The sequence below is a fragment of the Arabiibacter massiliensis genome, assembly GCF_902386925.1.
Taxonomy (GTDB): Bacteria; Actinomycetota; Coriobacteriia; order Coriobacteriales; family Eggerthellaceae; genus Arabiibacter; species Arabiibacter massiliensis.
In genome coordinates, this window is sequence record NZ_LR698996.1 from 302,399 (window position 1) to 327,583 (window position 25,185).

At 67.8% G+C, this 25,185-nt stretch carries 20 protein-coding genes; 18 read left to right on the forward strand and 2 right to left on the reverse strand.

The window, feature by feature from the left end:
- Positions 1 to 234: 234 nt before the first annotated feature.
- The 9 genes from FX134_RS01220 (at position 235) to FX134_RS01260 (ending at position 11,037) form a co-directional block, all read left to right on the forward strand.
- A complete protein-coding gene (locus FX134_RS01220; protein WP_080797162.1) occupies positions 235 to 702 on the forward strand; it encodes a ribosome maturation factor RimP in 468 nt (155 codons plus the stop codon).
- 30 nt (positions 703 to 732) lie between these two features.
- Positions 733 to 1,950 (forward strand): transcription termination factor NusA, encoded by a 1,218-nt coding sequence (gene nusA / locus FX134_RS01225; protein ID WP_080797163.1) that lies wholly within the window; start codon positions 733 to 735, stop codon positions 1,948 to 1,950.
- A gap of 23 nt (positions 1,951 to 1,973) precedes the next feature.
- Positions 1,974 to 2,249: an RNase P modulator RnpM gene (gene rnpM, locus FX134_RS01230; protein ID WP_087881519.1), complete on the forward strand. Its 276-nt coding sequence runs from the start codon at positions 1,974 to 1,976 to the stop codon at positions 2,247 to 2,249.
- Positions 2,250 to 2,267: 18 nt separating this feature from the next.
- Positions 2,268 to 5,039, forward strand: a complete 2,772-nt coding sequence (infB, locus tag FX134_RS01235) for a translation initiation factor IF-2 (RefSeq protein ID WP_080797165.1) — start codon at positions 2,268 to 2,270, stop codon at positions 5,037 to 5,039.
- Between the two features lie 320 nt (positions 5,040 to 5,359).
- The gene (gene rbfA / locus FX134_RS01240) at positions 5,360 to 5,797 is read left to right on the forward strand and encodes a 30S ribosome-binding factor RbfA (protein WP_080803625.1); all 438 of its coding nucleotides are present in this window, start codon (positions 5,360 to 5,362) and stop codon (positions 5,795 to 5,797) included.
- A gap of 9 nt (positions 5,798 to 5,806) precedes the next feature.
- Positions 5,807 to 6,799: a DHH family phosphoesterase gene (locus FX134_RS01245; protein WP_080797166.1), complete on the forward strand. Its 993-nt coding sequence runs from the start codon at positions 5,807 to 5,809 to the stop codon at positions 6,797 to 6,799.
- Entirely contained in the window at positions 6,796 to 7,809 is a 1,014-nt protein-coding gene (truB, locus tag FX134_RS01250; RefSeq protein WP_080797167.1) for a tRNA pseudouridine(55) synthase TruB, read from the forward strand. Before FX134_RS01245 ends, truB begins: the two co-directional genes overlap by 4 nt.
- Positions 7,793 to 8,716: a riboflavin biosynthesis protein RibF gene (gene ribF, locus FX134_RS01255; RefSeq protein WP_080797168.1), complete on the forward strand. Its 924-nt coding sequence runs from the start codon at positions 7,793 to 7,795 to the stop codon at positions 8,714 to 8,716. Before truB ends, ribF begins: the two co-directional genes overlap by 17 nt.
- A 221-nt stretch (positions 8,717 to 8,937) precedes the next feature.
- A complete protein-coding gene (locus FX134_RS01260) occupies positions 8,938 to 11,037 on the forward strand; it encodes a sodium-translocating pyrophosphatase (RefSeq protein ID WP_172623511.1) in 2,100 nt (699 codons plus the stop codon).
- 442 nt (positions 11,038 to 11,479) lie between these two features.
- On the opposite strand, the gene gdhA is transcribed toward FX134_RS01260, so the two are convergent.
- Positions 11,480 to 12,811, reverse strand: a complete 1,332-nt coding sequence (gene gdhA, locus FX134_RS01265; protein ID WP_080797170.1) for an NADP-specific glutamate dehydrogenase — start codon at positions 12,809 to 12,811, stop codon at positions 11,480 to 11,482.
- Positions 12,812 to 13,059: 248 nt separating this feature from the next.
- Here gdhA and FX134_RS01270 point away from each other — a divergent pair, with 248 nt between their 5' ends.
- From FX134_RS01270 to FX134_RS14710, 4 genes are read left to right on the forward strand one after another with little or no spacing between them, the layout of a single operon-like run.
- A complete protein-coding gene (locus FX134_RS01270; protein WP_080797171.1) occupies positions 13,060 to 14,424 on the forward strand; it encodes a DUF2130 domain-containing protein in 1,365 nt (454 codons plus the stop codon).
- A gap of 16 nt (positions 14,425 to 14,440) precedes the next feature.
- Complete coding sequence (locus tag FX134_RS01275; RefSeq protein ID WP_080797172.1) at positions 14,441 to 15,511, forward strand: hypothetical protein; 1,071 nt, start codon at positions 14,441 to 14,443, stop codon at positions 15,509 to 15,511.
- 26 nt (positions 15,512 to 15,537) lie between these two features.
- Positions 15,538 to 16,179 (forward strand): hypothetical protein, encoded by a 642-nt coding sequence (locus tag FX134_RS01280; protein WP_080797173.1) that lies wholly within the window; start codon positions 15,538 to 15,540, stop codon positions 16,177 to 16,179.
- Between the two features lie 45 nt (positions 16,180 to 16,224).
- Complete coding sequence (locus FX134_RS14710) at positions 16,225 to 16,572, forward strand: hypothetical protein (RefSeq protein ID WP_232050805.1); 348 nt, start codon at positions 16,225 to 16,227, stop codon at positions 16,570 to 16,572.
- Between the two features lie 185 nt (positions 16,573 to 16,757).
- Here FX134_RS14710 and FX134_RS01290 read toward each other — a convergent pair whose 3' ends face one another.
- Positions 16,758 to 17,252, reverse strand: coding sequence for a YaiI/YqxD family protein (locus FX134_RS01290; RefSeq protein ID WP_080797174.1), 495 nt, complete (start codon positions 17,250 to 17,252; stop codon positions 16,758 to 16,760).
- Between the two features lie 136 nt (positions 17,253 to 17,388).
- Between FX134_RS01290 and FX134_RS01295 the strand changes: the two genes are divergently transcribed.
- The 5 genes from FX134_RS01295 (at position 17,389) to whiA (ending at position 25,153) form a co-directional block, all read left to right on the forward strand.
- Entirely contained in the window at positions 17,389 to 19,578 is a 2,190-nt protein-coding gene (locus FX134_RS01295) for an ATP-dependent helicase (RefSeq protein WP_172623328.1), read from the forward strand.
- 348 nt (positions 19,579 to 19,926) lie between these two features.
- A complete protein-coding gene (gene uvrC, locus FX134_RS01300) occupies positions 19,927 to 22,149 on the forward strand; it encodes an excinuclease ABC subunit UvrC (RefSeq protein WP_232050806.1) in 2,223 nt (740 codons plus the stop codon).
- A 1-nt stretch (position 22,150) separates the two neighbouring features.
- A complete protein-coding gene (gene rapZ / locus FX134_RS01305) occupies positions 22,151 to 23,110 on the forward strand; it encodes an RNase adapter RapZ (RefSeq protein ID WP_080797176.1) in 960 nt (319 codons plus the stop codon).
- A 10-nt stretch (positions 23,111 to 23,120) separates the two neighbouring features.
- A complete protein-coding gene (locus tag FX134_RS01310) occupies positions 23,121 to 24,242 on the forward strand; it encodes a gluconeogenesis factor YvcK family protein (RefSeq protein ID WP_080797177.1) in 1,122 nt (373 codons plus the stop codon).
- On the forward strand, positions 24,221 to 25,153 hold the full coding sequence (gene whiA, locus FX134_RS01315; RefSeq protein ID WP_080797178.1) for a DNA-binding protein WhiA: 933 nt from the start codon (positions 24,221 to 24,223) through the stop codon (positions 25,151 to 25,153). Before FX134_RS01310 ends, whiA begins: the two co-directional genes overlap by 22 nt.
- Positions 25,154 to 25,185: the final 32 nt, after the last annotated feature.

Sequence of the window (25,185 nt, forward strand, 5' to 3'; positions counted from 1 at the left end):
CCCTTTGCCACGCCGCCTGCCGCCGCCATTTGTGGGGAAGTTGCGGGCGGGAAGGGGGGCGAGCTAGGCAAACCGTTGCCGATATGGTATAAATGCAGGGCAATGCAGCAGCACGCGCGCATCGCGCGCACCATACTTTCGACACACCGAGAAAGTGGGCTTGTTCCCGCTTTCTTTGTTTGTAAGGGCCCGCGAGGGCCGCAGGTCGGAACCGGACGGAGAAGGAGGACAGACGTGCTCGGCAAGAAGGAACAGCAGCTGCTCGACGCGCTGGCCCCCCGTGCGGAGCGGGAGGGCGTCGAGATCGTGACGGTGGAGGTCGTGGGCGCGAAGAAGGCGCCGACCATCCGCGTGTACATAGACACGCCCGACGGCGTGAGCTTCGACCAGCTGGCGTCGTCCCAGGCGTGGATCAACGACATCATGGACGAGCTCGACCCGTTCCCCGGCGCGTACACCCTCGAGGTGTCCTCTCCCGGCATCGACCGGCCGCTGCGCACGATGGAGCACTTCGCGCGCTTCGTCGGCGAGACGGCCGTGCTCAAGACCCAGCCCTTCGACGGCCGCAGCTCGTGGACGGGCGCCATCGCGTCTGCCGAGGGCGACGCGGTCCGCCTCGACGTGGACGGCGAGGCCGTGGATATCCCGTTCGATACCATCAAGCGCGCCCACCTCAAGGGCACGATCGATTTCAGCTCGTAGCAGAGCATCCGGAGGAAAGGAAGCGAAGACGTGGCAACTTCAGAACTGATCGAGGCCCTGCAGGCGCTGGCCCACGAGCGCAAGATCGACGAGTTCTACCTCATCGAGCGCTTGGAGCAGTCGCTCGCCAAGAGCTACGAGCGCATCTTGGACCTCGAGTGGGACGCGCGCGTGACCATCGACCGCCAGACCGGCCGCATCTACGTGTACGAGCTCGTGCCCGTAGGCGAGCCCGACGAGGAGACCGGCGAGTACGCCGAGTTCGAGGAGCGCGACGTGACGCCGGCCGACGTGAGCCGCATCGCCGCCCAGAACGCCAAGGGCGTCATCGCCTCCATCGTGCGCGAGGCCGGCCGCCAGTCCATCTACCAGGAGTTCTCCGACCGCGTGGGCGACCTGGTCACCGGCACGGTGCTGCAGGGCACGCCCGACTTCACCATCATCAAGATCCGCGACGGCGTGGAGGCGGAGCTGCCGCACTACGACGTGAAGCGCAACCCCGGCGAGCGCAACGAGCGCCCGGCCGGCGAGCACTACCGCCACAACCAGCGCCTCAAGGTGCTCATCATCGAGGTGCGCGACCCGAACTCCGACGCGCCGAAGATGCGCGGCGAGCAGGCCCGTCCGGCCATCGTCGTGTCGCGCACGCACCCGGACCTCATCCGCCGCCTCTTCGAGATCGAGGTGCCGGAGATCTACGACGGCATGGTGGAGATCAAGTCCATCGCCCGCGAGCCGGGCGCGCGCTCCAAGATCGCGGTGGCCTCGCGCGAGGCGAACCTCGATCCGGTGGGCGCCTGCGTCGGCCCCAAGGGCAGCCGCGTGCGCATGGTGGTGGAGGAGCTGCGCAACGAGCGCGTCGACGTCATCCAGTGGCACGAGGACCCCGCGTCCTACGTGGCCAACGCGCTCTCGCCGGCCAAGGTGACGCGCGTGCTCATCGACGAGGACAACCACTACGCCACCGTGGTGGTGCCCGACGACCAGCTGTCGCTCGCCATCGGCAAGGAGGGCCAGAACGCCCGCCTCGCTGCGCGCCTCACGGGCTGGCACATCGACATCAAGAGCGCCAGCTTCACGAGCGAGTCGCTCTCCCGCGAGGACAACATGCTCATCGACGAGGACGAGATGGAAGACGACGAGGCGGGCCTGTGCTCCTACGTGAGCGAGGACGGCGTCCGCTGCCGCAACCATGCCCGCCCGGGCAGCCGGTTCTGCGGCGTCCACGCCGACCTCGACGAGGCGTAAGGGCTCGAGAGGCGGCTTTGACGATGGCGACGACGAAACGGCAGCGCAGCTGCATCGTGTGCGGGAGGCAGGCCGACAAGGTCGAGCTCCTGCGCATCGTGCGCGACCCGTCGGGCGCCGTCGCCTTCGACGCGACCGGCCGCGCGCCGGGCAGGGGGGCGTACGTCTGCTCCGAGGAGTGCTTCGCCGCCGCATGCAAGAGGAAGAAGCTCGACCGGGCGCTCAAGACGACGCTCGACAGCGATGGGTACGAACGGATCGCCGCCGAGGTTGCCACGGCTGCGCGCGAAGCGAGATAAGAAGTAGAGGAGTGGTGTATGGCCAGCATGCGAGTACATGAGTTGGCGAAGGAATTCGATATGTCGAGCAAAGAGCTGCTCGATAAGCTGCACGAGATGAAGATCCCTGCGAAGAGCCATGCGAGCATGCTTGCCGACGCCTACGTGGACAAGATCCGCAAGAACCTCGAACCCGAGATCAAGCAGCGCGCCGGAGTGCTCGAGGACGAGGAGGCCAAGAAGCTCGCCGAGGAGCGCGCCGAGGCCGAGCGCAAGAAGGCCGAGGAGGAGCGCGCCCGCCGCGAGGCCGTGGAGCAGGAGCGCGCCGCCCGCGAGGCCGAGCGCGCCCGCCGCGAGGCCGCCGAGGCCCAGGAGGGCTCCGAGGGCGGATCCAAGCCCAGGAAGGCCGCCGCGCCCTCGCCGTTCGAGAGCCTGGCGAGCCAGATCGAGAGCGAGAAGGAGCGCGTTGCCCGCGAGGCCGCCGAGGCCCGCGCCCGCGCCCGCGCCGCCAAGATGGCCGCCGAGGTGGCCAAGAAGCAGGCGGTGGAGGAGGCGCTGCGCCAGCGCAACGCCAAGGGCAAGTCGGCTTCGGCCCCGGCCCCGGCCCCCAAGAAGCCCGCGCCGGTGATGGGCGCGAAGAAGTCGAGCTTCGACTCGCTGCTCTCGCAGATCGAGTCCGAGAAGCAGCGCATCGAATCGCAGCAGAAGCAGGGCGGCGCTTCCGGCCAGCCGGGCGGCGCGCGCCGCGGCGGCAAGCAGGAGCGCCCCGCCTCCGCCAAGAAGGGCCATCCCAAGAAGGGCGGCTCGTTCGAGCAGTTCGTGCCCGAGCTCGAGGCGCAGCAGGCCCAGCCCGAGGACCGCTACGCCCAGATGGCCGTGCAGGCCGAGAAGCTGCAGCGCGACAAGGTGCTCGCCGAGGCCCGCGCCGCCGTGGCCGCCGCCACCTCCTCCTCCGAGGGCGAGGGCCGGCGCAAGAAGCGCAAGCAGAAGCGCGAGGCCGAGCAGCGCGAGCGCCTGGAGCTCGAGGCCATCGAGAAGGGGCTCGACCCCACGCTCGTGCTCGACGACTCCGTGGTGGAGATCCCGCAGGGCGCCACCGTGGCCAAGTTCGCCGAGCTTCTGGGCGTGCAGCCCAACGACATCATCAAGCGCCTGTTCATGCTCGGGCAGGTGCTCACGCTCACGCAGTCGATGGCCGACGACATGATCGAGCTCATCGCCGACGACATGGGCCGCAAGGTGCGCGTCGTGTCGCCGGAGGAGGAGTACGCGGTCGTCTACCACGACAGCGACGACGACCTCAAGCCCCGCCCGCCCGTGGTCACCGTCATGGGCCACGTCGACCACGGCAAGACGTCGCTTCTCGACGCCATCCGCGACACCGGCGTGGTGGCCAGCGAGGCCGGCGGCATCACCCAGCACATCGGCGCGTCGGTGGTGGAGATCGACGGCAAGCAGATCACGTTCATCGACACGCCCGGCCACGAGGCCTTCACGGCCATGCGCGCCCGCGGCGCCCTCATCACCGACGTCATCGTGCTGGTGGTGGCCGCCGACGACGGCGTGATGCCGCAGACCATCGAGGCGATCAACCACGCGAAGGCCGCCAACGTGCCCATCGTGGTGGCGGTGAACAAAATCGACAAGCCCGGCGCGAACCCCGATCGCGTGCGCCAGGAGCTCGTGGAGTACGGCGTCATCCCCGAGGAGTGGGGCGGCACCAACATGTTCGTGGAGGTGTCGGCCAAGAAGCGCCTGCACATCGACGACGTGCTGGAGACCATCATCCTGCAGGCCGACGTGCTCGAGCTCAAGGCCAACCCCGACGCCGAGGCCTCAGGCTTCGTCATCGAGGCGAACCTCGACAAGGGTCGCGGCCCCGTGGCCACCGTGCTCGTGCAGCGCGGCACGCTGCATCCCGGCGACATCGTGGTGGCCGGCACGTCCTACGGCCGCGTGCGCGCGCTCGTGGACCCGCGCGGCAAGCACGTGGACGCGGCGCTGCCCGCCGACCCGGTGGAGATCCTGGGCCTGAACAGCGTGCCCACCGCCGGCGACGAGTTCCGCGTGTTCGAGGACGAGCGCGACGCCCGCAAGCTGGCCGAGGAGCGCGCGCTGCGGGCCCGCCTGGCCGAGCAGGACGCCAAGAGCCATATCAGCCTGGACGACCTGTTCAACCGCATCGAGGAGGGCAAGCAGACCGACCTCAACCTCATCGTGAAGGCCGACGTGCAGGGCTCCATCGAGGCGCTGCGCGACGCGTTCGAGAAGATGGACCAGTCCGAGGTGCGCATCAACATCGTGCACTCGGCCGTGGGCGGCATCACCGAGACCGACGTCACGCTGGCCTCGGCCTCCGACGCCATCATCATCGGCTTCAACGTGCGCCCCACGGGCAAGTCGAAGGCGCAGGCCGAGAAGGAGAAGGTGGACATCCGCCTGTACCGCGTCATCTACCAGGCCATCGAGGAGATCAACGCCGCGCGCGTGGGCCTGCTCTCGCCCGACATCGTGGAGGAGGACACCGGCATCGCCGAGGTCCGCGAGACCTTCAAGGTGCCGAAGGTGGGCACCATCGCCGGCTGCTACATCACCGAAGGCGAGATCCACCGCGACGACAAGGTGCGCATCGTGCGCGACGGCACCGTGATCTTCGAGGGCGTCATGGCCAGCTTGCGCCGCTTCAAGGACGACGTGAAGACGGTGAAGCAGGGCTACGAGTGCGGCATCGGCATCGAGAAGTTCCAGGACCTCAAGGTGGGCGACACCATCGAGGGCTATCAGGTGAAGGAAGTCGAGCGCACGGAATAGCGGGTAACTACCTGGCCGCGGGGCCGCTCGGGGACATGCCGTGCTCAGACAGTCCTCGCTTCGCTGCGGAACTGCGCGCGGCACGCCCCCGAGCAGCCCCGCTACGGCAACTTTGCGGTTACCGTGCGGGGCTGCGATCGCATCGGCGTACGCCTCGCGGGTATGCTTGCTGGGAGGGCCGTCGGCTGCATGCCGATGGCGCTCGATAGCTAAAAGACGGGCGCCGTCGCGGCTTTTGTCATCCTGAGCGGAGCGCCGCAGGCGCGGAGTCGAAGGATCCCGTGCGGCGCCAGCGAGAAGAGAAAGTGGAGGCGGGCATCATGAAGCAGAGTTCTTCCAACCGCAAGGTGAACGAGCAGGCGCGCGAGGTGATCGCGAGCATCCTGTTGTTCGAGATATCCGATCCGCGCCTGGAGCTCGTGACCATCACGGGCTGCGAGGTGAGCTACGACCGTAGCGTGTGCAACGTGTTCTACACCACCGAGCCCGAGCGCTACGAGGACGTGGCCGCGGCGTTCCAGAAGGCCTCGGGGCGCATCCGCTCGCTCATGGCGCGCAAGCTCTCGTGGCGCGTGGCGCCCGAGCTGCGCTTCCTTCTGGACACGAGCGTCGACCAGGCCGAACGCATCGCCTCGGCGCTGCAGCGCGACGCGCATCGCAGCAAGATCGAGGCACCGACGGACAGCGACGTGCCGGCCGACGCAGACGGGTTCGCCGACCGCGAGGCGCTCGCGGCGGCGCAGGACAGCGACGAGTAGGGAGGGCCCATGGCGGTCACGCCCCAGACGAACACCAGCCTCGCCTCAATCGCCGAGGCGCTGAGGGAACATGACGACTTCGTCGTGTGCGGGCACGTGAGCCCCGACGGCGACTGCATCGGCTCGCAGCTCGCGCTGGCCGTCGCGCTCAGGAGCATCGGCAAGCGCGCCGCGTGCCTGCTCGCCAAGGACGAGGCGCCCGATGCGCGGCTCGCGTTTTTGCCGGGCTTCGACGAGCTCGTGTTCGCGGGCTCGTTCGACGGCGCGGCGCGCACGTTCGTGGCCGTCGACGTGCCCACGCGCGAGCGCATCGGCGAGCACGCGGCCGCGCTGCGCGACGCGTGCGGCCTGTCGGTCGTCGTGGACCACCACGCGGTGGACTCCACGATGGCCGACCTCACCTACGTCGATCCCGCCGCCGCCTCCACCACGATGCTCGTGTGGGAGCTCGCCGGGCTCCTCGGCGCCGACCGGTCGGGCGACGTGGCGCTGTGCTGCTACACCGGCCTCGTCACCGACACGGGGCGCTTCCAGTACCAGAACACCGACGCCGCCGCCATGCGGGCCGCGTCGGAGATGGTGGAGGCGGGGGCCGATCCGGCCGCGGTGTCGCGCGCCATCTTCCAGAACCGCTCGCTGCCCTCGGTGCGGCTCGAGAGCATCGCCGTGGAGCGCATGCGCTTCGGCGCGGGCGGGGCGTGCGCGCTCAGCTGGATCTCGCACGACGACTTCGAGGCCGTCGGCGCATCGAAGGCCGACGCGGAGCCCATCATCGACGCGCTGCGCTCGGTGGCCGGCGTGCGCGTGGCGTGCATGCTGCGCGAGCAGGGCGACGCCGTGCGCGGCAGCCTGCGCGCCAAGGACGGCACCGACGTGGCGGCCGTCGCGCGCTCGTTCGGCGGCGGGGGGCACGTGGCGGCCGCGGGCTTCACGCTGGAGTGCCCGCTTCCCGAGGCGGTCGCCGTCGTGGAGCGCGCGCTCGAGGAGGCGCTCGAGTCGTGAAGCGGGGCGAATCGGGCCTGTCGCTCGTCGTGGGCGTGGACAAGCCGGCGGGCATGAGCTCGCACGACGTGGTGAACCGCTGCCGCCGCATCTTCGGAGAGCGGCGCGTGGGGCACACCGGCACGCTCGACCCCCTGGCCACCGGCGTGCTGCCGGTGTGCGTGGGGCCCGCTACGCGCCTGGGCGCGTATCTGACCGGGCATGACAAGCGCTACCGGGTGCGCATCGCCTTCGGCGCGGGCACCGACACCGACGACGCCATGGGGCGCGTCGTGCGCACGGGCGCGGTGCCGGACCGCGTGCTCGACCCGGACTTCGCCCGCGGGTTCGTCGCGGGCCTCGTCGGCGCGCGCAAGCAGCTGCCGCCGGCGTACTCGGCCATCAAGGTGGACGGGAGGAAGTCCTACGAGGCGGCGCGGCAGGGCGCCATCATCGACCTCAAACCGCGCGATATCGTGGTGCACGAGGCGCGCCTGCTGGGCGTGGACGAGGGGCCGGCGGGCGAGGCGCCCTCCTGGGACGTGGAGTTCCACGTGTCGAAAGGCACCTACATCCGCGCGCTTGCGCGGGACGCGGGCGTGGCGCTCGGGTGTCCTGCCCACGTGGCCGCGCTCGAGCGGACGGCGCTGGGGCTGCTCGTGCTCGAGGAGTGCGTGAGCCTCGAGGCGCTTGAGGAGCTCAAGGACCGCGCGGCGCTCGACCCGGTGCGCCTGCTCGGCGTCCGGTTCGCCTACGTCCGCGACGAGCTGGCGGCGAAGGCGGCCAACGGCGCCCCGTTCGCGCCGGCCGACCTGCCGCTGTTCGAGCGCAGGCGCGCCTCGGCCGCCGCGGAGATGTGCGCCTGCACGGCGGGCGTGCGCGAGAGCTGCGAGCCTGCGCGGGCCGGCGAGCTCGTCGCTGTCATCGCTGACAACCGGCTCGTCGCGCTGTACGACTACGATGAGGCGCGCGCCCGCTTCCAGGCGCGCTGCGTGTTCCAAACGGGGGTGTCTCGTGGCAGAGATCTATAGGATCGACGGATCGTTCGACCATGGGTTCTTCGAAGGCACGTCGTGTGCGTTCGGCGTGTTCGACGGCGTGCATCAGGGGCATCGGTTCCTCCTCGGCTGCGCGCGGGAGACGGCCGAGCGCTCGGGAGGGGCGAGCGTGGCGCTCACGTTCGATATCGATCCCGACGAGGTGTTCCATCCCGAGCGCCTGAAGAAGCTCATGACCAACGAGGAGCGCCTCGCCATGCTGGCGTCCACCGGTGTGGACGCGGTGTGCGTGCTGCCGTTCACCCGCGAGTTCGCGGCCTCGACGCCGGCGGAGTTCCTCGTGCAGACCTTCGACGGCACGGTGCCGGCGTATCTGCACGTGGGCTTCGACTTCAAGTTCGGCGCGCGGGCGCGCGGCACGGTGGAGGACCTCGACGTGTGGGGCGCGGCGGGCGGCACGAAGGTGCAGGCCCACGGCTTGAAGAGCGAGGACGGCGCGCCCATCACCGCCACGCGCATCCGGCTGCTTCTGGCCGACGGCGACGTCGAGGAGGCGGCCCGCCTGCTCGGACGGCCGTACTTCATGACCGGCACCGTGCGGCCCGGACGGGGGGAGGGGGCCGACTTCGGGTTCCGCACGGCCAACCTCGTCGTGCCCGACCAGCTGCGCCCGCTCGGCGACGGCGTGTACGCGGCATGGGCCGAGGTGGACGGCGCGCGCTACAAGGCTGCTGTCAACGTAGGCGTGCCCGCCACGTTCGCCGACCGCTCCACCGCCACCTGCGAGGTGCACCTGCTCGACTTCGAAGGCGACCTCTACGGCAAGCCGGTGAAGGTGGAGTTCTTCCACTGGCTCCGGGAGATGCGCAAGTTCGACGACGTGGACGAGCTCATCGCCACCGTGCAGGGCAACATCCAATGGGTGCGCGACAACCTGTAGGAGAGGGCGTGACGAAGGGACCCTTTGCCTCGCTCCTGTGGCGTTGGCCGGGCGGTTCGGCTCGCACAGGCAATAAATGTGCGAATTCGGCTTCACATTATCTGCAAATACCATAGAATAAGGCAGTTGCGACTTTCCCGCCCAGAATGCCCGGCGCAAAGGTCGCACGTTTCGTATTCGGTCGGAACAAGGAGGAATCAGTGACTACCGCAGTCGCATGGATGGCTCCCGTGTGCGCCTTGATAGGCATCTGCATGGCGGGCTACCTCGGTTCCTGGGTGCTCAAGCAGGACCCGGGCCCGGACAAGATGAACAACATCTCGCTCAAGATCCAGCAGGGCGCCAAGGCGTTCCTCATGAGCGAGTACAAGCTGCTCGTCATCTTCATGGTGATCGTGGGCGTGATCATGGCGGTGTTCCTGTCGCCCATCACGGCGCTCGCGTTCGTCACCGGCGGCGTCATGTCGGCCGCGGCGGGCTACGTGGGCATGCATGTGGCCACGCGCGCGAACACCCGCACGGCGCATGCCGCCGAGGAGTCGGTGGCCAAGGCGCTCAATATCAGCTTCAAGTCGGGCCTCACCATGGGGCTCTGCGTGGCGTCGTTCGCGCTGCTGGGCCTGTCGCTGTGGCTGTGCCTGCTCGTGTTCGGCATCGACATCGTCGAAGTGGCCCAGATGCACGAGAACATCGGCATGGTGGAGGGCTTCGCCACCGGCGCTTCCGCTGTTGCGCTGTTCGCCCGTGTGGGCGGCGGCATCTACACGAAGGCGGCCGACGTGGGCGCCGATCTCGTGGGCAAGGTCGAAGCGGGCATTCCGGAGGACGACCCTCGCAACCCGGCCACCATCGCCGACAACGTGGGCGACAACGTGGGCGACGTCGCGGGCATGGGCGCCGACCTGTTCGAGAGCTACACGGGCGCCATCCTGGCCCCCACCATCCTGGCGGCCACGTTCGGGGCGCTCGGCGGCTACTTCGCCACGGGCGATCTGGTGTGGGCGCTCGTCACGCCGGTGATCATCGCCGGATGCGGCATCATCACGTCCATCATCGGCCTGTTCGCCGTGCGCGCCAAGGAGGGCGCGGCGCTGCACAAGGCCCTGAACCGCGGCACGTATGTGGCGGCCGGCATCGAGGTCGTCGTGATCTTCTGCCTGTTCCTCGTGTGGAGCTCCCAGTCCGTCGACGCGCAGCCGCTGTGGCTGTTCGGCTCGGTGCTGTGCGGCCTGCTGGCGGGCCTCGCCATCGGCAAGATCACCGAGTACTTCTGCTCCGACAAGTACAAGCCGGTGCATAAGATCGCGGACGCCGCCGACACCGGCGCGGCCACGGTCATCATCGAGGGCATCGGCACGGGGATGCTCTCCACCATCGCCCCCATCATCCTGGTGGCGCTCGCCATCATCGGCGCGTTCACGTTCGGCAACCTGGCCTTCCCGATGGCCTCCGCCGAGGGCGGCATCGCGGTGGGCCTGTTCGGCGTGGGTCTGGCCGCCACGGGCATGCTGTCCAACACGGCCATCACCATCGGCGTGGACGCCTACGGCCCCGTGGCCGACAACGCGGGCGGCATCGCCGAGATGGCGGGCCTGCCCGAGGAGGTGCGCGACCGCACCGACGCCCTCGACGCCGTGGGCAACACGACGGCCGCCATCGCGAAGGGCTTCGCCATCGCCTCCGCCGGCCTGTCGGCTATCTCGCTGTTCGTGTCGTACCAGGCCACGATGCACCATGCCATCCCTGAGTTCGAGCTGACGCTCACCGACCCGCTCATCGTGGCCGGCATCTTCATCGGCGCCATGATGCCGTTCATGTTCGCGGCTTTGACGATGGGCGCGGTGTCGCGCGCGGCCCACGCCATGGTGGAGGAGGTGCGCCGCCAGTTCCGCGAGATCAAGGGCATCATGACCTACGAGGCCGAGCCCGAGTACGACAAGTGCGTGGGCATCTCCACGTCCTCGGCGCTGCGCGAGATGATGCTGCCCGGCATCCTGGCCATCATCGTGCCGGTTGCCATCGGCTGCTTCAACCCGGCCATGCTCGGCGGCTTTCTGGCCGGCGCCGTGGCCACGGGCATGCTCATGGCCATCTTCATGTCCAACGCCGGCGGCGCGTGGGACAACGCGAAGAAGTACATCGAGCAGGGCAACCACGGCGGCAAGGGCTCCGAGGCCCACAAGGCGGCCGTGGTGGGCGACACCGTGGGCGATCCGTTCAAGGACACCTCGGGCCCGTCCATGAACATCCTCATCAACCTGATGACCATCGTGTCGCTGACCTTCGCCCCGCTGTTCATCATGATCCAGGGCATGTTCTAAGCGCTGGGCGCAGAACTTAGCATTGAAGCGCGGGCTCCGGGAAGCCGGGGTCCGCGCTTTTCTGCGTGCCGAGCATGCGCACATCTCAAACGAGTTAAAGCCCCGAGTGCGCCCTCATGGCGAGAGGATTATCGTGGCGCGATTTTGCAATGTCGTCGAGTTATGCGCCCTCGCGTCGCGGAAAGGGCCCTAAACCTGCAATGTCGTCGAGTTATGCTCCTTCTCAGAGAGCGTTTGCGGACTTGCGAAGTTCTGTAGAAAACGCCCACCTGGGAAAACGAAAGGCTTCTTGCTCGCGCTTGTTCCTGTCGAGCTTGAAACCCGTTGCGCGAGGGTGCATAACTCAACGACATTGCATGGAGAGCTGTTTTGGAACGTAAAAAGGAAAGCCCGCGGCATGCGCGGGCTTTCTCTTGGAAGCCGGAGGGCTTTCCAGTGCGCCCTACACCACGCCCTGGGCCATCATGGCGTCGGCGAGCTTCTTGAAGCCGGCGATGTTCGCGCCTATGACGTAGTTGCCCTCGTGGCCGAACTCGCGGGCCGCGTCGTCGGCCGCGTGGTAGATGTTCTTCATGATGCCCTGGAGCTTCGCGTCCACTTCCTCGAACGTCCAGGAGAGACGCTCGGAGTTCTGCGACATCTCCAGGCCGGACGTCGCCACGCCGCCGGCGTTGGCGGCCTTGCCGGGGCAGAACACCACGCCGTTCTCCATGAGGTAGTCAGTGGCGTCCATCGTGGTGGGCATGTTGGCGCCCTCGGCCACGATCTTCACGCCGCCCTCCACGAGCTGCTTCGCGTCCTCGATGAGGAGCTCGTTCTGCGTGGCGCAGGGCAGCGCGATGTCCACGGGCACGCTCCACACGCCGCGGCCGTCGTGGTACTCCACGCCGTCCTTGCGCTTGGCGTACTCGGAGATGCGGCCGCGCTCGACTTCCTTGATCTGCTTGACCAGGGCCACGTCGATGCCCGCCGGATCGTGGATCCAGCCGGTGGAGTCGGAGAGCGTGACCACCTTGGCGCCGAGCTGCTGGGCCTTCTGCGTGGCGTAGATGGCCACGTTGCCGGAGCCGGACACGGCCACGGTCTTGCCCTCGAAGGAGTCGTCGTGGCAGTTCAGGTACTCCTGCACGAAGTACACCAGGCCGTAGCCGGTGGCCTCGGTGCGCGCGAGCGAGCCGCCGTAGGAGAGGCCCTTGCCCGTGAGCACGCCCTCCCACACGTTCTTGATGCGCTTGTACTGGCCGAACATGAAGCCGATCTCGCGCGCGCCCGTGCCGATGTCGCCGGCCGGCACGTCGGTGTCGGCGCCAATGTGGCGCTGCAGCTCGGTCATGAAGCTCTGGCAGAAGCGCATGACCTCCAGGTCGGACTTGCCCTTCGGGTCGAAGTCGCTGCCGCCCTTGCCGCCGCCCATGGGCAGCGTGGTCAGGCTGTTCTTGAAGATCTGCTCGAAGCCGAGGAACTTGATGATGCCGAGGTTCACCGACGGGTGCAGGCGCAGGCCGCCCTTGTAGGGCCCGAGGCAGCTGTTGTACTCCACGCGGTACCCGCGGTTCACGTGCACTTGGCCCTCGTCGTCGGTCCACGGCACGCGGAACATGATGACGCGTTCCGGTTCGACGATGCGCTCGAGCAGCGCCGCCTTCTCGTAGGCCGGATTGGACTCGATCACCGGCTCAAGGGACGTGAGCACCTCGGTGACGGCCTGGATGAACTCCGGTTCGTTCGGGTTCTTGGCCTTCACCTGCTCGATGACGCGTTCGACGTAGCTCATCTTCGTGGGACCTCCTTCGGGGAATATGTCAGTGCCCCCATTATACGAGGCGGAACTTGACGCCCGCGATGATTTAAACGTTTTGAAACAAAACGCGCGCCCAGGCGGCGCGAGCGGCGGCGGGGCCGAGACGAAGGGACGGGGTATTCGTCTCGATCTCACGAAAAACATCGCTGTGTGTTCCGAACGCGGGACTGTCGAGGCTGCTCCGATAGGGTAGAATCTTCGGAACACGAGAAGGAGCGAGCATGAACGAGATCAAGTGCCCCCGATGCGGGGAGGCGTTCCAGGTTGACGAGGCCGGCTTCGCGGCAATCTTGAAGCAGGTGCGCGACGCGGAGTTCGACAAGGAGGTGCGCCGCCACGAGGAGCTGCTGGCCTCCGAGAAGGAGCAGGCCGTGCAGCTGGCCGTGGCGAAGGCGCTCGCCACGGCGCAGGGCGAAGCGTCGGGCAAGGAGGCCCGCATCGCCGAGCTCGAGGCGCGCCTCGCGGCCGAGAAGCGCGAGCGCGAGGCGCAGGAGCGCCTGGCCCAGGCCGAGCGCGAGCGGGCCCTCGCCGACGCGGCGGCAGCCAAGGACGCGCGCATCGCAGAGCTCCAGCAGCAGGTGAAGGCGCAGAAGGACACCTTCGAGGCCCAGAAGCTCCTGGCCGTGGAGCAGGCGCGCGCGGCGCTCGAGCGCGAGCGCGACGAGCTGGCGGCCCAGGTGAAACTCAAGGAGGCCGAGCGGTTCCAGTGCGAGACCGCCCTCAAGGAGCAGATGGCCGTCGAGCTCAAGGCCAAAGACGAAATCATCGCCTACCGGGAGAGCGAGATCGAACGCTACAAGGACATGAAGGCGCGCCTGTCCACGAAGCTCGTGGGCGAGTCGCTCGAGCAGCACTGCGAGGTGGAGTTCAACAAGCTGCGCGCCGCGGCGTTCCCGCGCGCGTACTTCGAGAAGGACAACGACCAGTCCGGCGGCAGCAAGGGCGACTTCATCTTCCGCGAATGCGACGAGGACGGCAACGAGATCGTCTCCATCATGTTCGAGATGAAGAACGAGTCCGACGACCCGCTGTACCACCACAAGAACGAGGAGTTCTTCAAGAAGCTGGACGCCGACCGCGCGAAGAAGGGCTGCGAGTACGCGGTGCTGGTGACGCTTTTGGAGCCGGAGAGCGAGCTGTACAACCAGGGCATCGTGGACATGTCGTACCGCTTCGAGAAGATGTACGTCATCCGCCCGCAGTTCTTCATCCCGATGATCTCCATCCTGCGCAACGCCGCGCTGAACTCGATGGCGTACAAGGCGGAGCTCGCCGTCGTGCGCGACCAGAACATCGATATCACGAACTTCGAGGAGCAGATGGAGACGTTCAAGGCGGGCTTCGCGCGCAACTTCGACCTGGCCAGCCGCAAGTTCCAGACGGCCATCGATGAGATCGACAAGACCATCACGCACCTGCAGAAGACCAAGGAGGCGCTGCTGTCCTCCGAGAACAACCTGCGCCTGGCCAACAACAAAGCCCAGGACCTCACCATCAAGCGCCTGACCAGGAAGAACCCCACCATGAAGGCCGCGTTCGAGGCGCTTGCGGCCGAGCGGGACGAGGGGGACGATGACGAGTCGTAACGACGAGGGACCCGGCATGCGGATGCTAGCCCGCCGGGCGCGCGTCGTCGCGCTGGTCGTGTCCGTGGGCGCGAGCGCGCTCGCGCTCGCGTTCTTCCTTGCGTGCCGCCACTACGCCCTTTCGCAGGGCCTCGACCTGCGCAACGTCGTCTACGAGATTCCTTCGGTCTGCATCCTTCTGACCTGCTTCGTCGTGATTCCGATCGTGGCCGTGGGGGCGGCGAGGTGCCCGAGTAAGGACTACCAGGTGACAGGCTGCGCGGTTCTCTGCGCGCTCGCGCTGATGGTCGCGCTGTTCTTCACGGTGTTCCGGCTGAGCGCTCCGGAGGAGGCCGTTCTTTCCGACGGCACGATCGAGGTGACGACGCCCGTATGGCTCGACAAGTCGCGCGTGACGCACGCGGTGCCGGTGGGCCTCTTCTTCATGCGCACGCTTCCGGAAGAACCGCCGGTTTCGCAGGACGAGCCTCCGACGCCTCCATCTGGGCAATCGGGCTACTCGTACCACAACACCGGGTCCATCGTCTCGATCGACCCCGAGGCGCGCGTTCTCGTGCTCGCCGTATCCGAGTCCACCGAGGGCATTCCGGTTGCAACGCAGGTGACGGTGGAGTGCGCAGCGGCCGAGCATTTCGACGTGCCGTTCGAGGAGCTGGCAGTGGGCGATTCCGTGCAGATCCGCTCGACCGAGCCGTTCGCGGACGGGGTCATCGTCGCGCAGAAGGTGTTCGAGTCCAAAGCGGAGGTCGACCAGCAGGTCGAGGGCGCGGAGACGCTTGCCGAGGCGCTCGAGGCGTGCGGCTGCGACTACGCCGTCTCGGGCACGGTGACCTCCGCGATTGACGAGAACGGCTTCTCCTTCCGCGTGGACGACGGGGGCGGCTTCATCGAGAACGGGACGGAGCTGCGCGTCTCCCAGGCTTTCGTAGAGCGCCGCCTGTACGGCATGAAGGGGCTGCAATGGGGCATGGACGGCGTCGTGATCGGGTTCTCTGATATGCCGGCCGAGGGCGTTTTGCGGGCGAAGGTGATCGCGGGCAACGACGACACCTCGTCCGATTACTGGGAGAGCATGCCGTCTGCGTGATGTCGGGGTCGAGGAGAGGAGGCGCTATGCCGCGTCGGAACGAGGAAGGGCGGGGGAGCGGGAGGCTCGCGCGGGCGGGCTACGCGTTGGGCGGCGCGCTTGTGACCATGCTCGTGGGATGGGCGGCGTCGCTCGCGTTCCCGCAGCCGCATCCGGGGATGCTCGCGCACTTCGTCGAGGCAGCGGCGATGGCGGCCGCGCTCATGCTGTGGGCGTCGTTCAAGCCGCCATGCTGCAAGGGAGGGTCGACCGCACTCCAAGCGCTGCTCATATTAGGAGTAGTGGTGGCGGCGTGGGCGGTTGGCGACTATCTCAACTCGCCGGGCATGACGGAGTATGTCCGAAACCCCCTCATCTGGATATGGACGTATGTGTTCTACCTGTTCAATGGAAGCTACGGCTTCATCCTGCCGGCGGCGTGGGCGCTGGGCGGCAACGAGCGGTGGTCGCGCCGCCCGCTGCGGTGGACGCTCGTCGAGCTGGCGTTCGCGCTCGTGATGGGCGCGCTGATCGCGGGCGACGCGCTCGGCTTCCTGACCACCTCGCTGCCGACGTTCGTGGTCTATCAGCTCCTTTTTGTGATGGGTGCCCTTGCCGCCGCCGGCGTGGTCCAGCGGCTGGCCTGCGAGCTCGCGCAGCGCATCCGCGCCCGCCGGCCGTCCGCGTGATGCGCTACAATGGGGGCCGCAGACCCCGATGGCGAAGGAGCCCTTTTGACTGCCGAACGTCCTGACGATTTCCCTTACGAGGCGAAGCGCGAGCCGAGCGATCCCGCAGTGCGAGAGGGCTACTGGCGCGTGGCGATGGGTCTGCAGGAGGTCGACGGGCTGAAGCCCTCGCCGTATCTGCGCAAGCTCGCCCGCGAGCATGCGGAGGGCGTGCGCGGCCTGCCGAATGGGATAGCGCGGAGGACGACGGACTCTGCGATGACCTCGTATAAGCCTTCGGTCGGCGATGAGCGGCTGGTTTATGTCGAATTCGAGAACCATCCCGGCCCAGGAAGGGTGCGGCGCCGCCTTGGCGGTTTCCTGTGTCGTATCTCGACGGTAAACCAAGATTGACTGAGAAGGCGTCCCGCTCGACACAAAAACCCGTCGGTTTGGCACGGCGCGCGCCATTCCGTCGCACGTGCGCGAAATGCGACCTGGGCAAATGTCATGAGCTGTACGTCTGAAGGCACCGGAAACCTCCCGAATCGGCACGCCGAGCGCCAAACCGGCCGCTTTTTGTGTTGTGCCGCATGCCGTCAGCGCTCGTCGCGCTGCGACTCCTCCACGAGGCGGCGCAGGTTCGCGGCGAAGCGCTCGCGGTCGTCGTCCTCGAAGGGGGCGGGGCCGCGCGTGCGGCCGCCCTGGCGGCGCACCTTCTTCTCCTCATGGCGGATGTGCATGTCGAGGTCGATGGTCGCCAGCGTGTACACGCGCCCGCGCACGCCGATGGCCCGCGCGGCGCGCCCGAGCGCCATGGCCGCTAGGCCGATGTCCTGCGTGACCACGATATCTCCCGGCGAGAGCTCCTGCACGATGGCGAAGTCGGCCGCGTCGGCCCCCACGCCCACGGGCAGCGTGTCCACCCAGAACCCGTCGCGCGGCGTGCGCGGGTCGCCGCGTCGGATGTGGCGCGCCAGGTTCTGCGTCGAGTTGCCCGCGATGACGGCGGGCACCCCGCACGCGCGCGCGACCGCGAGCGCCTCGACTGTGACCGGGCACGCATCCGCGTCGATGTAGACAGTGGGCTTCATAGGCCTTCCTTCTTTTTCGAGTGGCGACAGTATACGACAGTTGCCGAGCCGGCACGGGTTGAAGAGGGCTTTCAAAATTCTTCTCTAAAGTGGGAACATCCGTCCGTTTTTCTGGTACACTGTTCATATGGAACAGATGATCGAGAAAACGATGCACGCCCGACTCGGCTGTGGGGGCGCGGCGCCGCGCCTGAACGCGGCGCAGCTCGAGGCCGTCACGGCGACCGAGGGGTACGTGCGCGTGATCGCGGGCGCCGGCACGGGAAAGACGCGGGCGCTCACCGAGCGCTTCGCCTACCTGGTGAACGAGCTGGGCATCATGCCGGGCAACATCCTGTGCGCTACGTTCACGAACAAGGCGGCCGGCGAGATGCGGCGGCGCATCCGGCGGCTCACGGGCGACAGGGACACCGGCTACATCAACACGTTCCACGGCTTCTGCGTGTCGGTGCTGCAGGAGGACGCCCATGCCCTCCAGTACCCGAAGAGCTTCCTCGTGCTGGACAACGCCGACATCGACGCCATGCTGCAAACCGTGTACGAGGAGCGCGGGCTCACGCTGCGCGACATGACGTTCGCGAAGGCGCGCGACATGATAGAGGCCATGAAGACGAAGCATCGGCAGGACTACTACCGCGACATGCTGGCCATGCCGCTCGAGGGCCTGCGGCAGAAGTACCTCGACGCGACCACCGCGAACGACATCATCTTCTACGGCTACCTCTACCAGGAGAAGAAGTGCTTCGGACTGGACTACAACGACCTCATCGTGTTCGTGCTGCACCTTTTCGGGCAGAACCCGGACATCCGGGCGAAGTGGCAAAGGCGGCTCGAGTACGTCATGGTCGACGAGTTCCAGGACATCGACGGCCTGCAGCATGATCTCATGGAGGTGCTGGCCGGCTACCATAAAAACCTGTTCGTGGTGGGCGACCCCGACCAGACCATCTACACCTGGCGCGGCGCGGACGTGCGCTTCCTGCTGGACTTCGATAAGCGCTTCCCGGGCACGCGCACCGTCATGATGTTGGAGAACTACCGGTCGGCGCCGCGCGTGGTGACCGTCGCGAACTCGCTCATCGAGAAGAACCGCGAGCGCATGCCCAAGCGCCTCGTCGCCGCGCGCTCGGCCCACGGCCCCACGGTGTGGCACCATGCCAAGAGCGCGTCCGAAGAGGCCGCATGGATCGCCCAGGGCGTCCTCGCGCTGCACGGCGAGGGCGTGGCGTACCGCGACATGGCGGTGCTCTACCGCGCCCATTACGCATCTCGTCCGGTGGAGGAGGCGCTGCTGCGCGCCGAAGTGCCCCACGCGGTGCACAGCGGCGTGCCGTTCTTCGGCCGCCGCGAGATCAAGGACGCGCTTTCGTACCTGCGGCTTATCGCCTACCGGGACGACCTCGACTTCGCGCGCGTGGCGAACGTGCCAAAGCGCAACCTCGGCCAGCGGCGCATGGCGTTTCTGCGCGAGCAAGCCGACGAGCGGGGGTGCAGCCTGTACGAGGCGCTCGCGCTCACGGCAGACGACGAAATGTTCAAGCGCACGAAGGCACGGCAACTGCTCGATCTGGTCGAGCGCTTCCGCGCCTCCTACGAGGGGCGCCCGGTGTCGGAGGTGCTGGCGGCCGTGCTGTCGGAGAGCGGCTACGAGCGCATGCTGCGCACCGAGGGCAGCCAGGAGCGGCTCGACAACCTGGCCGAGCTGAAGCAGTCCATCTACGAGTTCGAGTTGACGTGCGGCGAGGAAGTAACCCTCGAGCACTACCTGGCCCACGTCGCCCTGCTCACGAACGCCGACGTGATGGATGATGCGCAGGATAAGGTGCGGCTCATGACCGTCCATGCGGCGAAGGGGCTGGAATTCGCGCACGTGTTCCTCTGCTCGATGAGCGAGGGCGTGCTCCCGTCGCGCAAGACGAGCACGCCGCAGGGCATGGAGGAGGAGCGCCGCCTGGCGTTCGTGGCCATGACCCGGGCGCGCGACGGGCTGTACCTCACCGAGGCGGAGGGCCGCTCGCACGAGGGCGTGCCGCGCTACCCGTCGCGCTTCCTGCTCGACATCGACCCGGAGGCGCTCGAGTTCTCGAACCGGCCCTCCGACTCCCAGATGACCGACGCGCGCGCCGCCTACGCGCTTACCGACCGCTGGATAGCCGACCTCGTCCGCGACGCGCGCTTCTCCGTGGGCGACTGCGTGCGCCACGCGACGTTCGGCACCGGGCGCGTGGCTGCCGTCGACCCCGAGAAGCGCGCCTACGAGGTGGCGTTCGACGGCCTGGACACGCCCCGCACCATCTCGTTCAAAGTCAAGCTGGAGCAAGCCTGAAGGAGGCTACATTGTCGCCTCGTTTATCGAAAGCAGTTTCCGTCTGGAAAGATCATCATCTTCGACCAAAACACACGCAACAAGCACCCGAGGCGTGTGTTTTGGTCGAAGATGCCGACAAGATGTTTCACGTGAAACATTTGTGCTGTAGAACCTGTTCTTCTCATTGTCGAGTGAGCAAAACTTTCGTTCGCGAGGGCGTTGTCGCCCGAAACGTACGGAATCTCGCCTAAAACCGTACGTTTCGGGCGACAGCGGCTCTTCGACGGTGGATGTTTCGCGTGAAACATTTGTTTGCAAGAGGACAGCCGCAGTTGGCGGGCAGCGGGGGTTTGCTATACTCGTGCCATGGATGAATTGCATGAGAACGCCTTCGAAGGCGACACGATAGACGAAGAGAGCGGCTGGGGCGAGTTTTCCGACGGCGACGCGGGCGGGTTCGAGCGCCTCGAGCCTGCGACCGAGCCCGAGCTCGATCCCGAGGCCGCCGAGCGCCTCGAGCGGGAGGGCCGCCGCCGGCCCGCGCTCGAGCGCGCCGTGCGCGAGCACGCGGACGGCCCCGCGGCGCCCGAATCTCAGCGCGCCAAGCTCGAGCGCATCAAGCAGGAGCTCTCCAGCGTGCCCGCGCTTCCGGGCGTGTACCTGTGGAAGGACAAGTCCGGCCAGGTCATCTACGTGGGCAAGGCCAAGCAGCTGCGCGCCCGCATGCGCCAGTACGTGAACTTCCAGGACGAGCGCGCGAAGATCCCGCTGCTCGTGGATCAGATCGACTCCTTCGACTACATCGTGGTGGAGAACGAGCACGAGTCGCTCGTGCTGGAGAAGAACCTCATTAACCAGCACAGCCCCTTCTTCAACGCCGACTTCAAGGACGACAAGTCCTACCCGTTCATCGCGCTCACCAAGGGCGACGTGTTTCCCGCCATCAAGTACACGCGCGAGAAGCACCGCGCGGACACCAAGTATTTCGGCCCCTACACCGATAGCCGCGCCGCCCGCGACATGGTGGACATCGCGCGGCGCGTCGTTCCCCTGTGCGCCACGTCGTGCGCCGACTGGCGGCAGCTCAAGCGCCGCCTGGAGAAGAACCCGCTTGCGCTCCTCGACCGCGATGCGCGCCCGTGCTTCGACGCGCACGTGGGCCTGGGGCCCGGCGCCTGCTGCGGCGGCATCACGCCCGAGGAGTACGAGGTGAACGTGCGCCGCATCGAGCGCTTCCTGTCCGGCCAGCACCGCGAGTTCGTCGACGAGCTTACCGCCGAGATGAGGCAAGCCGCCGTCGAGCTCGACTTCGAGCGCGCCGCCCGCATGAAGGCGCGCATCGACACCATCAACGGCCTCACCGATAGGCAGCACGCCGTGTCCGCGCGCAACCTCGACGCCGACGTGGTGGGCCTGTTCCGCGAGGAGACGGTGGCGGGCGTGCACGTGTTCATGGTGCGCGAGGGCCGCATCATCAACTCGAACGAGTTCGTGCTGAACCGCGGCAAGGACGTGCCCGACCAGGACCTGCTGCACATGTTCCTGCTGCGCTACTACGACGCCACCACCTCCATCCCGCACGAGGTCATCCTGCGCGACGAGCCCGAGGATAAGGAGGCCATGGAGGCGTGGCTCACCGAGAAGCTGGCCAGCCCCCACGGGGCGAAGGTGCGCTTCACCGCACCGCGAAAAGGCGAGAAGGCCGAGCTCGTGGGCATGGCCGAGACGAACGCCAAGCACACGCTCATGCGCTACAAGGTGCGCACGAACTACGACGACAAGCGCATCAACAACGCGCTCTTGCAGCTGGAGAGCGCGCTCGCCCTCGACGAGCCGCCCCTGCGCATCGAGTGCTTCGACATCTCCACCATCCACGGCTCCTACACGGTGGCCTCGATGGTGGTGTTCACCAACGGCAAGCCCGACAAGAACCAGTACCGCCGCTTCAAGATAAAGACCCCGCTCGACGAGGCGAACGACTTCCTGTCCATGCAGGAGGTCATGAGCCGCCGCTACGCGCCCGAGCGCATGGCCGACGAGCGCTTCGGCAGCAAGCCCGACCTCATCATTCTCGACGGCGGCAAGCCGCAGCTGTCGGCGGCGCTCGAGATGTTCGACCAGATGGGTGTGCGTGATATCGCGATGTGCGGCCTGGCCAAGCGCGACGAGGAGCTGTTCGTGCCCTGGCAGGACACGGGCCCCGTGGTGCTGCCCTCGGGCTCGGCGTCGCTCTACCTGGTGAAGCAGGTCCGCGACGAGGCCCACCGCTTCGCCATCACGTTCCACCGCGAGCTGCGCGGCAAGGGCATGACGGCCTCCATCCTCGACGACGTGGTGGGCATGGGCCCCGTGCGCAAGAAGGCGCTGATGGCGCACTTCAAGTCGTTTCGGAACCTCAAGGCCGCCACGCTCGAGGACATCAAGGCGGCCCGCGTGGTGCCCGAAGAGGTGGCCGAGGAGCTGTTCCGCGTGCTCAAGCAGTATAATAGCGAGCGGAAAGACGAGCGCGTCGTGGGCGGCGAGGCCGAGGCGGCCGACGCATCGGAAGCGGCGGCGCAGGACGATGATGCGACAACGGAAGGACGATAGCATGAGCGAAGAAACCTCCCAGCTGGAGAACATGCCCGAGCTGGTCGTGGTCAGCGGCATGAGCGGCGCCGGACGCACCGAGGCCATGCACTCCTTCGAGGACCTGGGCTACTTCTGCGTGGACAACCTGCCGTCCAGTCTCATCGGGAACCTGCTGGAGCTCACCGGCATGCCGGGCCAGCCCGACGAGAAGCGCCGGCTGGCCGTGGTGTGCGACGCGCGCAACCGCGACTTCTTCGCCAGCCTCACGGCCGAACTCGAGAAGCTGAAGGGCCAGGGCATCGATTACCGCATCCTGTTCCTCGATGCGGCCGACGAGAAGCTGGTCGCGCGCTACAAGTCAAGCCGCCGCCGCCATCCGCTGTGCGCCGACGGCGCGTCCATCGCGCAGGGCATCCAGCGCGAGCGCGACCTCCTGTTCGAGGTGCGCGAGGCGGCCCATCACGTGCTCGACACCACCGACATGCTGCCGGCCCAGCTGCGCGGCGCCATCCGGGCGCTCTTCGCGCCGGGCACCGAGCAGCAGGGCATGTCCGTCAGCGTGTACTCGTTCGGCTTCAAGCACGGCGCGCCGCTGGACGCCGACCTCGTCATGGACGTGCGCTTTCTGCCGAACCCCTACTACGAGCCGCAGCTCAAGGGCCTTACCGGCCTCGACAAGCCCGTGCGCGACTTCGTGCTGTACCGGCCGGAGACCGAGGAGTTCCTGGAGAGGTGGCGCGCGCTGCTCGACTGCGTGATGCCCGGCTACGTGGCCGAGGGCAAGCAGCAGCTCGCCATCGCCGTGGGCTGCACGGGCGGCCAGCACCGCAGCGTGGCGCTCGCGGAGTCCACCGGCGACTACCTCAAGGTGAAGGGCTACCGCGTGAGCGTGGCGCACCGCGACCTCGCGCTCGCCGAGGGCGCCGACGGCAAGCTCGTGGCGGCCGATGCCGCGCCCGCGCCTGAGCCCGCGCGCTAGGGGGGGGCGCATGGCGACGCAGCCCTTCACCCACGACCCCTCGGCCACCGCGGCCTTCGCCGCGCTGCGGCCCGAGCCGCTCGATCCCACGCAGCCGGCGCTGCACGCCGTCGTCATCGGCGGCGGCACGGGCGCGCCGGTGTCCATCCGCACGCTTCTGTCCATGGGGCTTGAGACGAGCGCCGTCGTGGCCATGGCCGACGACGGCGGCTCCACGGGCATCCTCCGCGAGGAGGCCGACGTCACGCCCCCCGGCGACGTGCGCAAATGCATCGCCGCGATGGCCGCCGACGCCGACGACCCGCTCACCAAGGCGTTCAAGTACCGCTTCCCGTTCGCGCGCAACCACACGCTCGGCAACCTGATGCTCTCGGCGCTCGAGGACGCGGCCGGATCGTTCCCCGAGGCCATCGCCATCTGCGAGCGGCTGCTCGGCGCGCGGGGGCACGTGTACCCCTCCACGCTCGACCGCGTCACGCTCACGGCCCGCACGCGCGACGGCCGCTCCATCGTGGGGCAGGCGGTGGCGTGCCACTCGCGCACGGCGCTCGACCGGGTCGACCTGCGCGCATCCCATGCCATCGTGCCGTTCCGCCCCGCGCTCGACGCCATCCGCGAGGCCGACCTCATCGTGCTGGGGCCGGGGTCGCTGTTCACGTCCATCATCCCGAACCTGCTCGTGCCCGGCGTGGTGGACGCCATCCGCGCGTCGAAGGGGGCCGCGCTCTTCGTGTGCTCGCTCGCCGACATGCAGGGCGAGACGTGGGGCCTCACCGCGCGCGAGCACGTGGAGGCGCTCATGGACCACGGCATGCGCGGGTGCCTCGACTACATGCTGGTGCACACGCCCGTGCCCCTGCGTCCCGACAGCCCCGCGACGGGCCTGTTCAGCGCCGTGACCGGGGCCGAGCCCGAGCACGCCTCCACGTCGGACATCTCCGACGCGGCGCTCTCCGGCCGCGTGCGCCCGGTGCGCATCGACCATCATGACGTGCAGGTCATCCAGGCGCAGGGCCCGGTGGTCATCGCGCGGGACCTCGTCGACCCGATGCGGCCCACCTGGCATGATCCCGTCGCGCTGCGCGACGCGTTCGCGGGGGTGTTGAGGCTATGTCGTTCACGGCAGAGGTGAAGGACGAGCTCGCCCGCGTGCCCGCCATCTGCTCGCACTGCGAGAAGGCCACGCTGGCGGCGCTCGTGCGCATCGAGGGCACGCTGTTCTTCAGCGGCCAGGGCAAGTACCGCATCGAGATCGCGACCGACGCGCCGTCCGTCGCGCGCCTCATCATCAAGCTCTTGCACGAGCTGTACCATCTGAAGACGAACCTCACGGTGCGCCGCAGCGTGCTGCACAAGACGCCGAACTACCTGATCGAGGTGCCCTCGCAGCCGCGCCTGGCCGAGGCGCTCGCCGACATGGGCGTGCTCGCGCCCGAGGGGGGCCTCGAGCTGGGTGTGAAGCCCGACCTCGTGGCCAAGGAGTGCTGCGCGGCGGCCTACCTGCGCGGCGCGTTCCTCGGCAGCGGCTTCGTGTCCGATCCGCGCGGCGACTTCCACTTCGAGATCACCGTGGAGGGGGAGGATCTGGCCGAGGGGCTCGTCGAGCTGCTCGAGCGCAAGGGCATCAACGCGCGCGTCATGCAAAGGCGCAGCTCGTTCATGGTGTACCTCAAAAGCGGCAGCGCCATCCTCGAGTTCCTCGCGTTCGCCGGCGCGCATCAGAGCGCCCTTGCCATGGAGAACGCGCGCGTCATCAAGAGCGTGCGCAACGACGTGAACCGTATGACCAACGCCGAGATCGCCAACCAGGCGAAGGCCGCGAACGCCTCGGTCGACCAGCTCTTCGCCATCCGCACCGTGCTCGACGCCTACGGCATGGAGAATCTGCCGCCGGCGCTGCAGGACTTCATCAAGCTGCGCGTGAGCTTCCCCGACGCCACGCTCAAAGAACTCGGCGAGCGCGCCAACCCCCCGCTGTCCAAATCCGCCGTCTACCACCGCGTCCGCCGCATCGAGCAACTGGCCAAGGAGGCGAAAGGCTGATTTTGGCATAAAAGGGGACAGTCCCCTTTTAT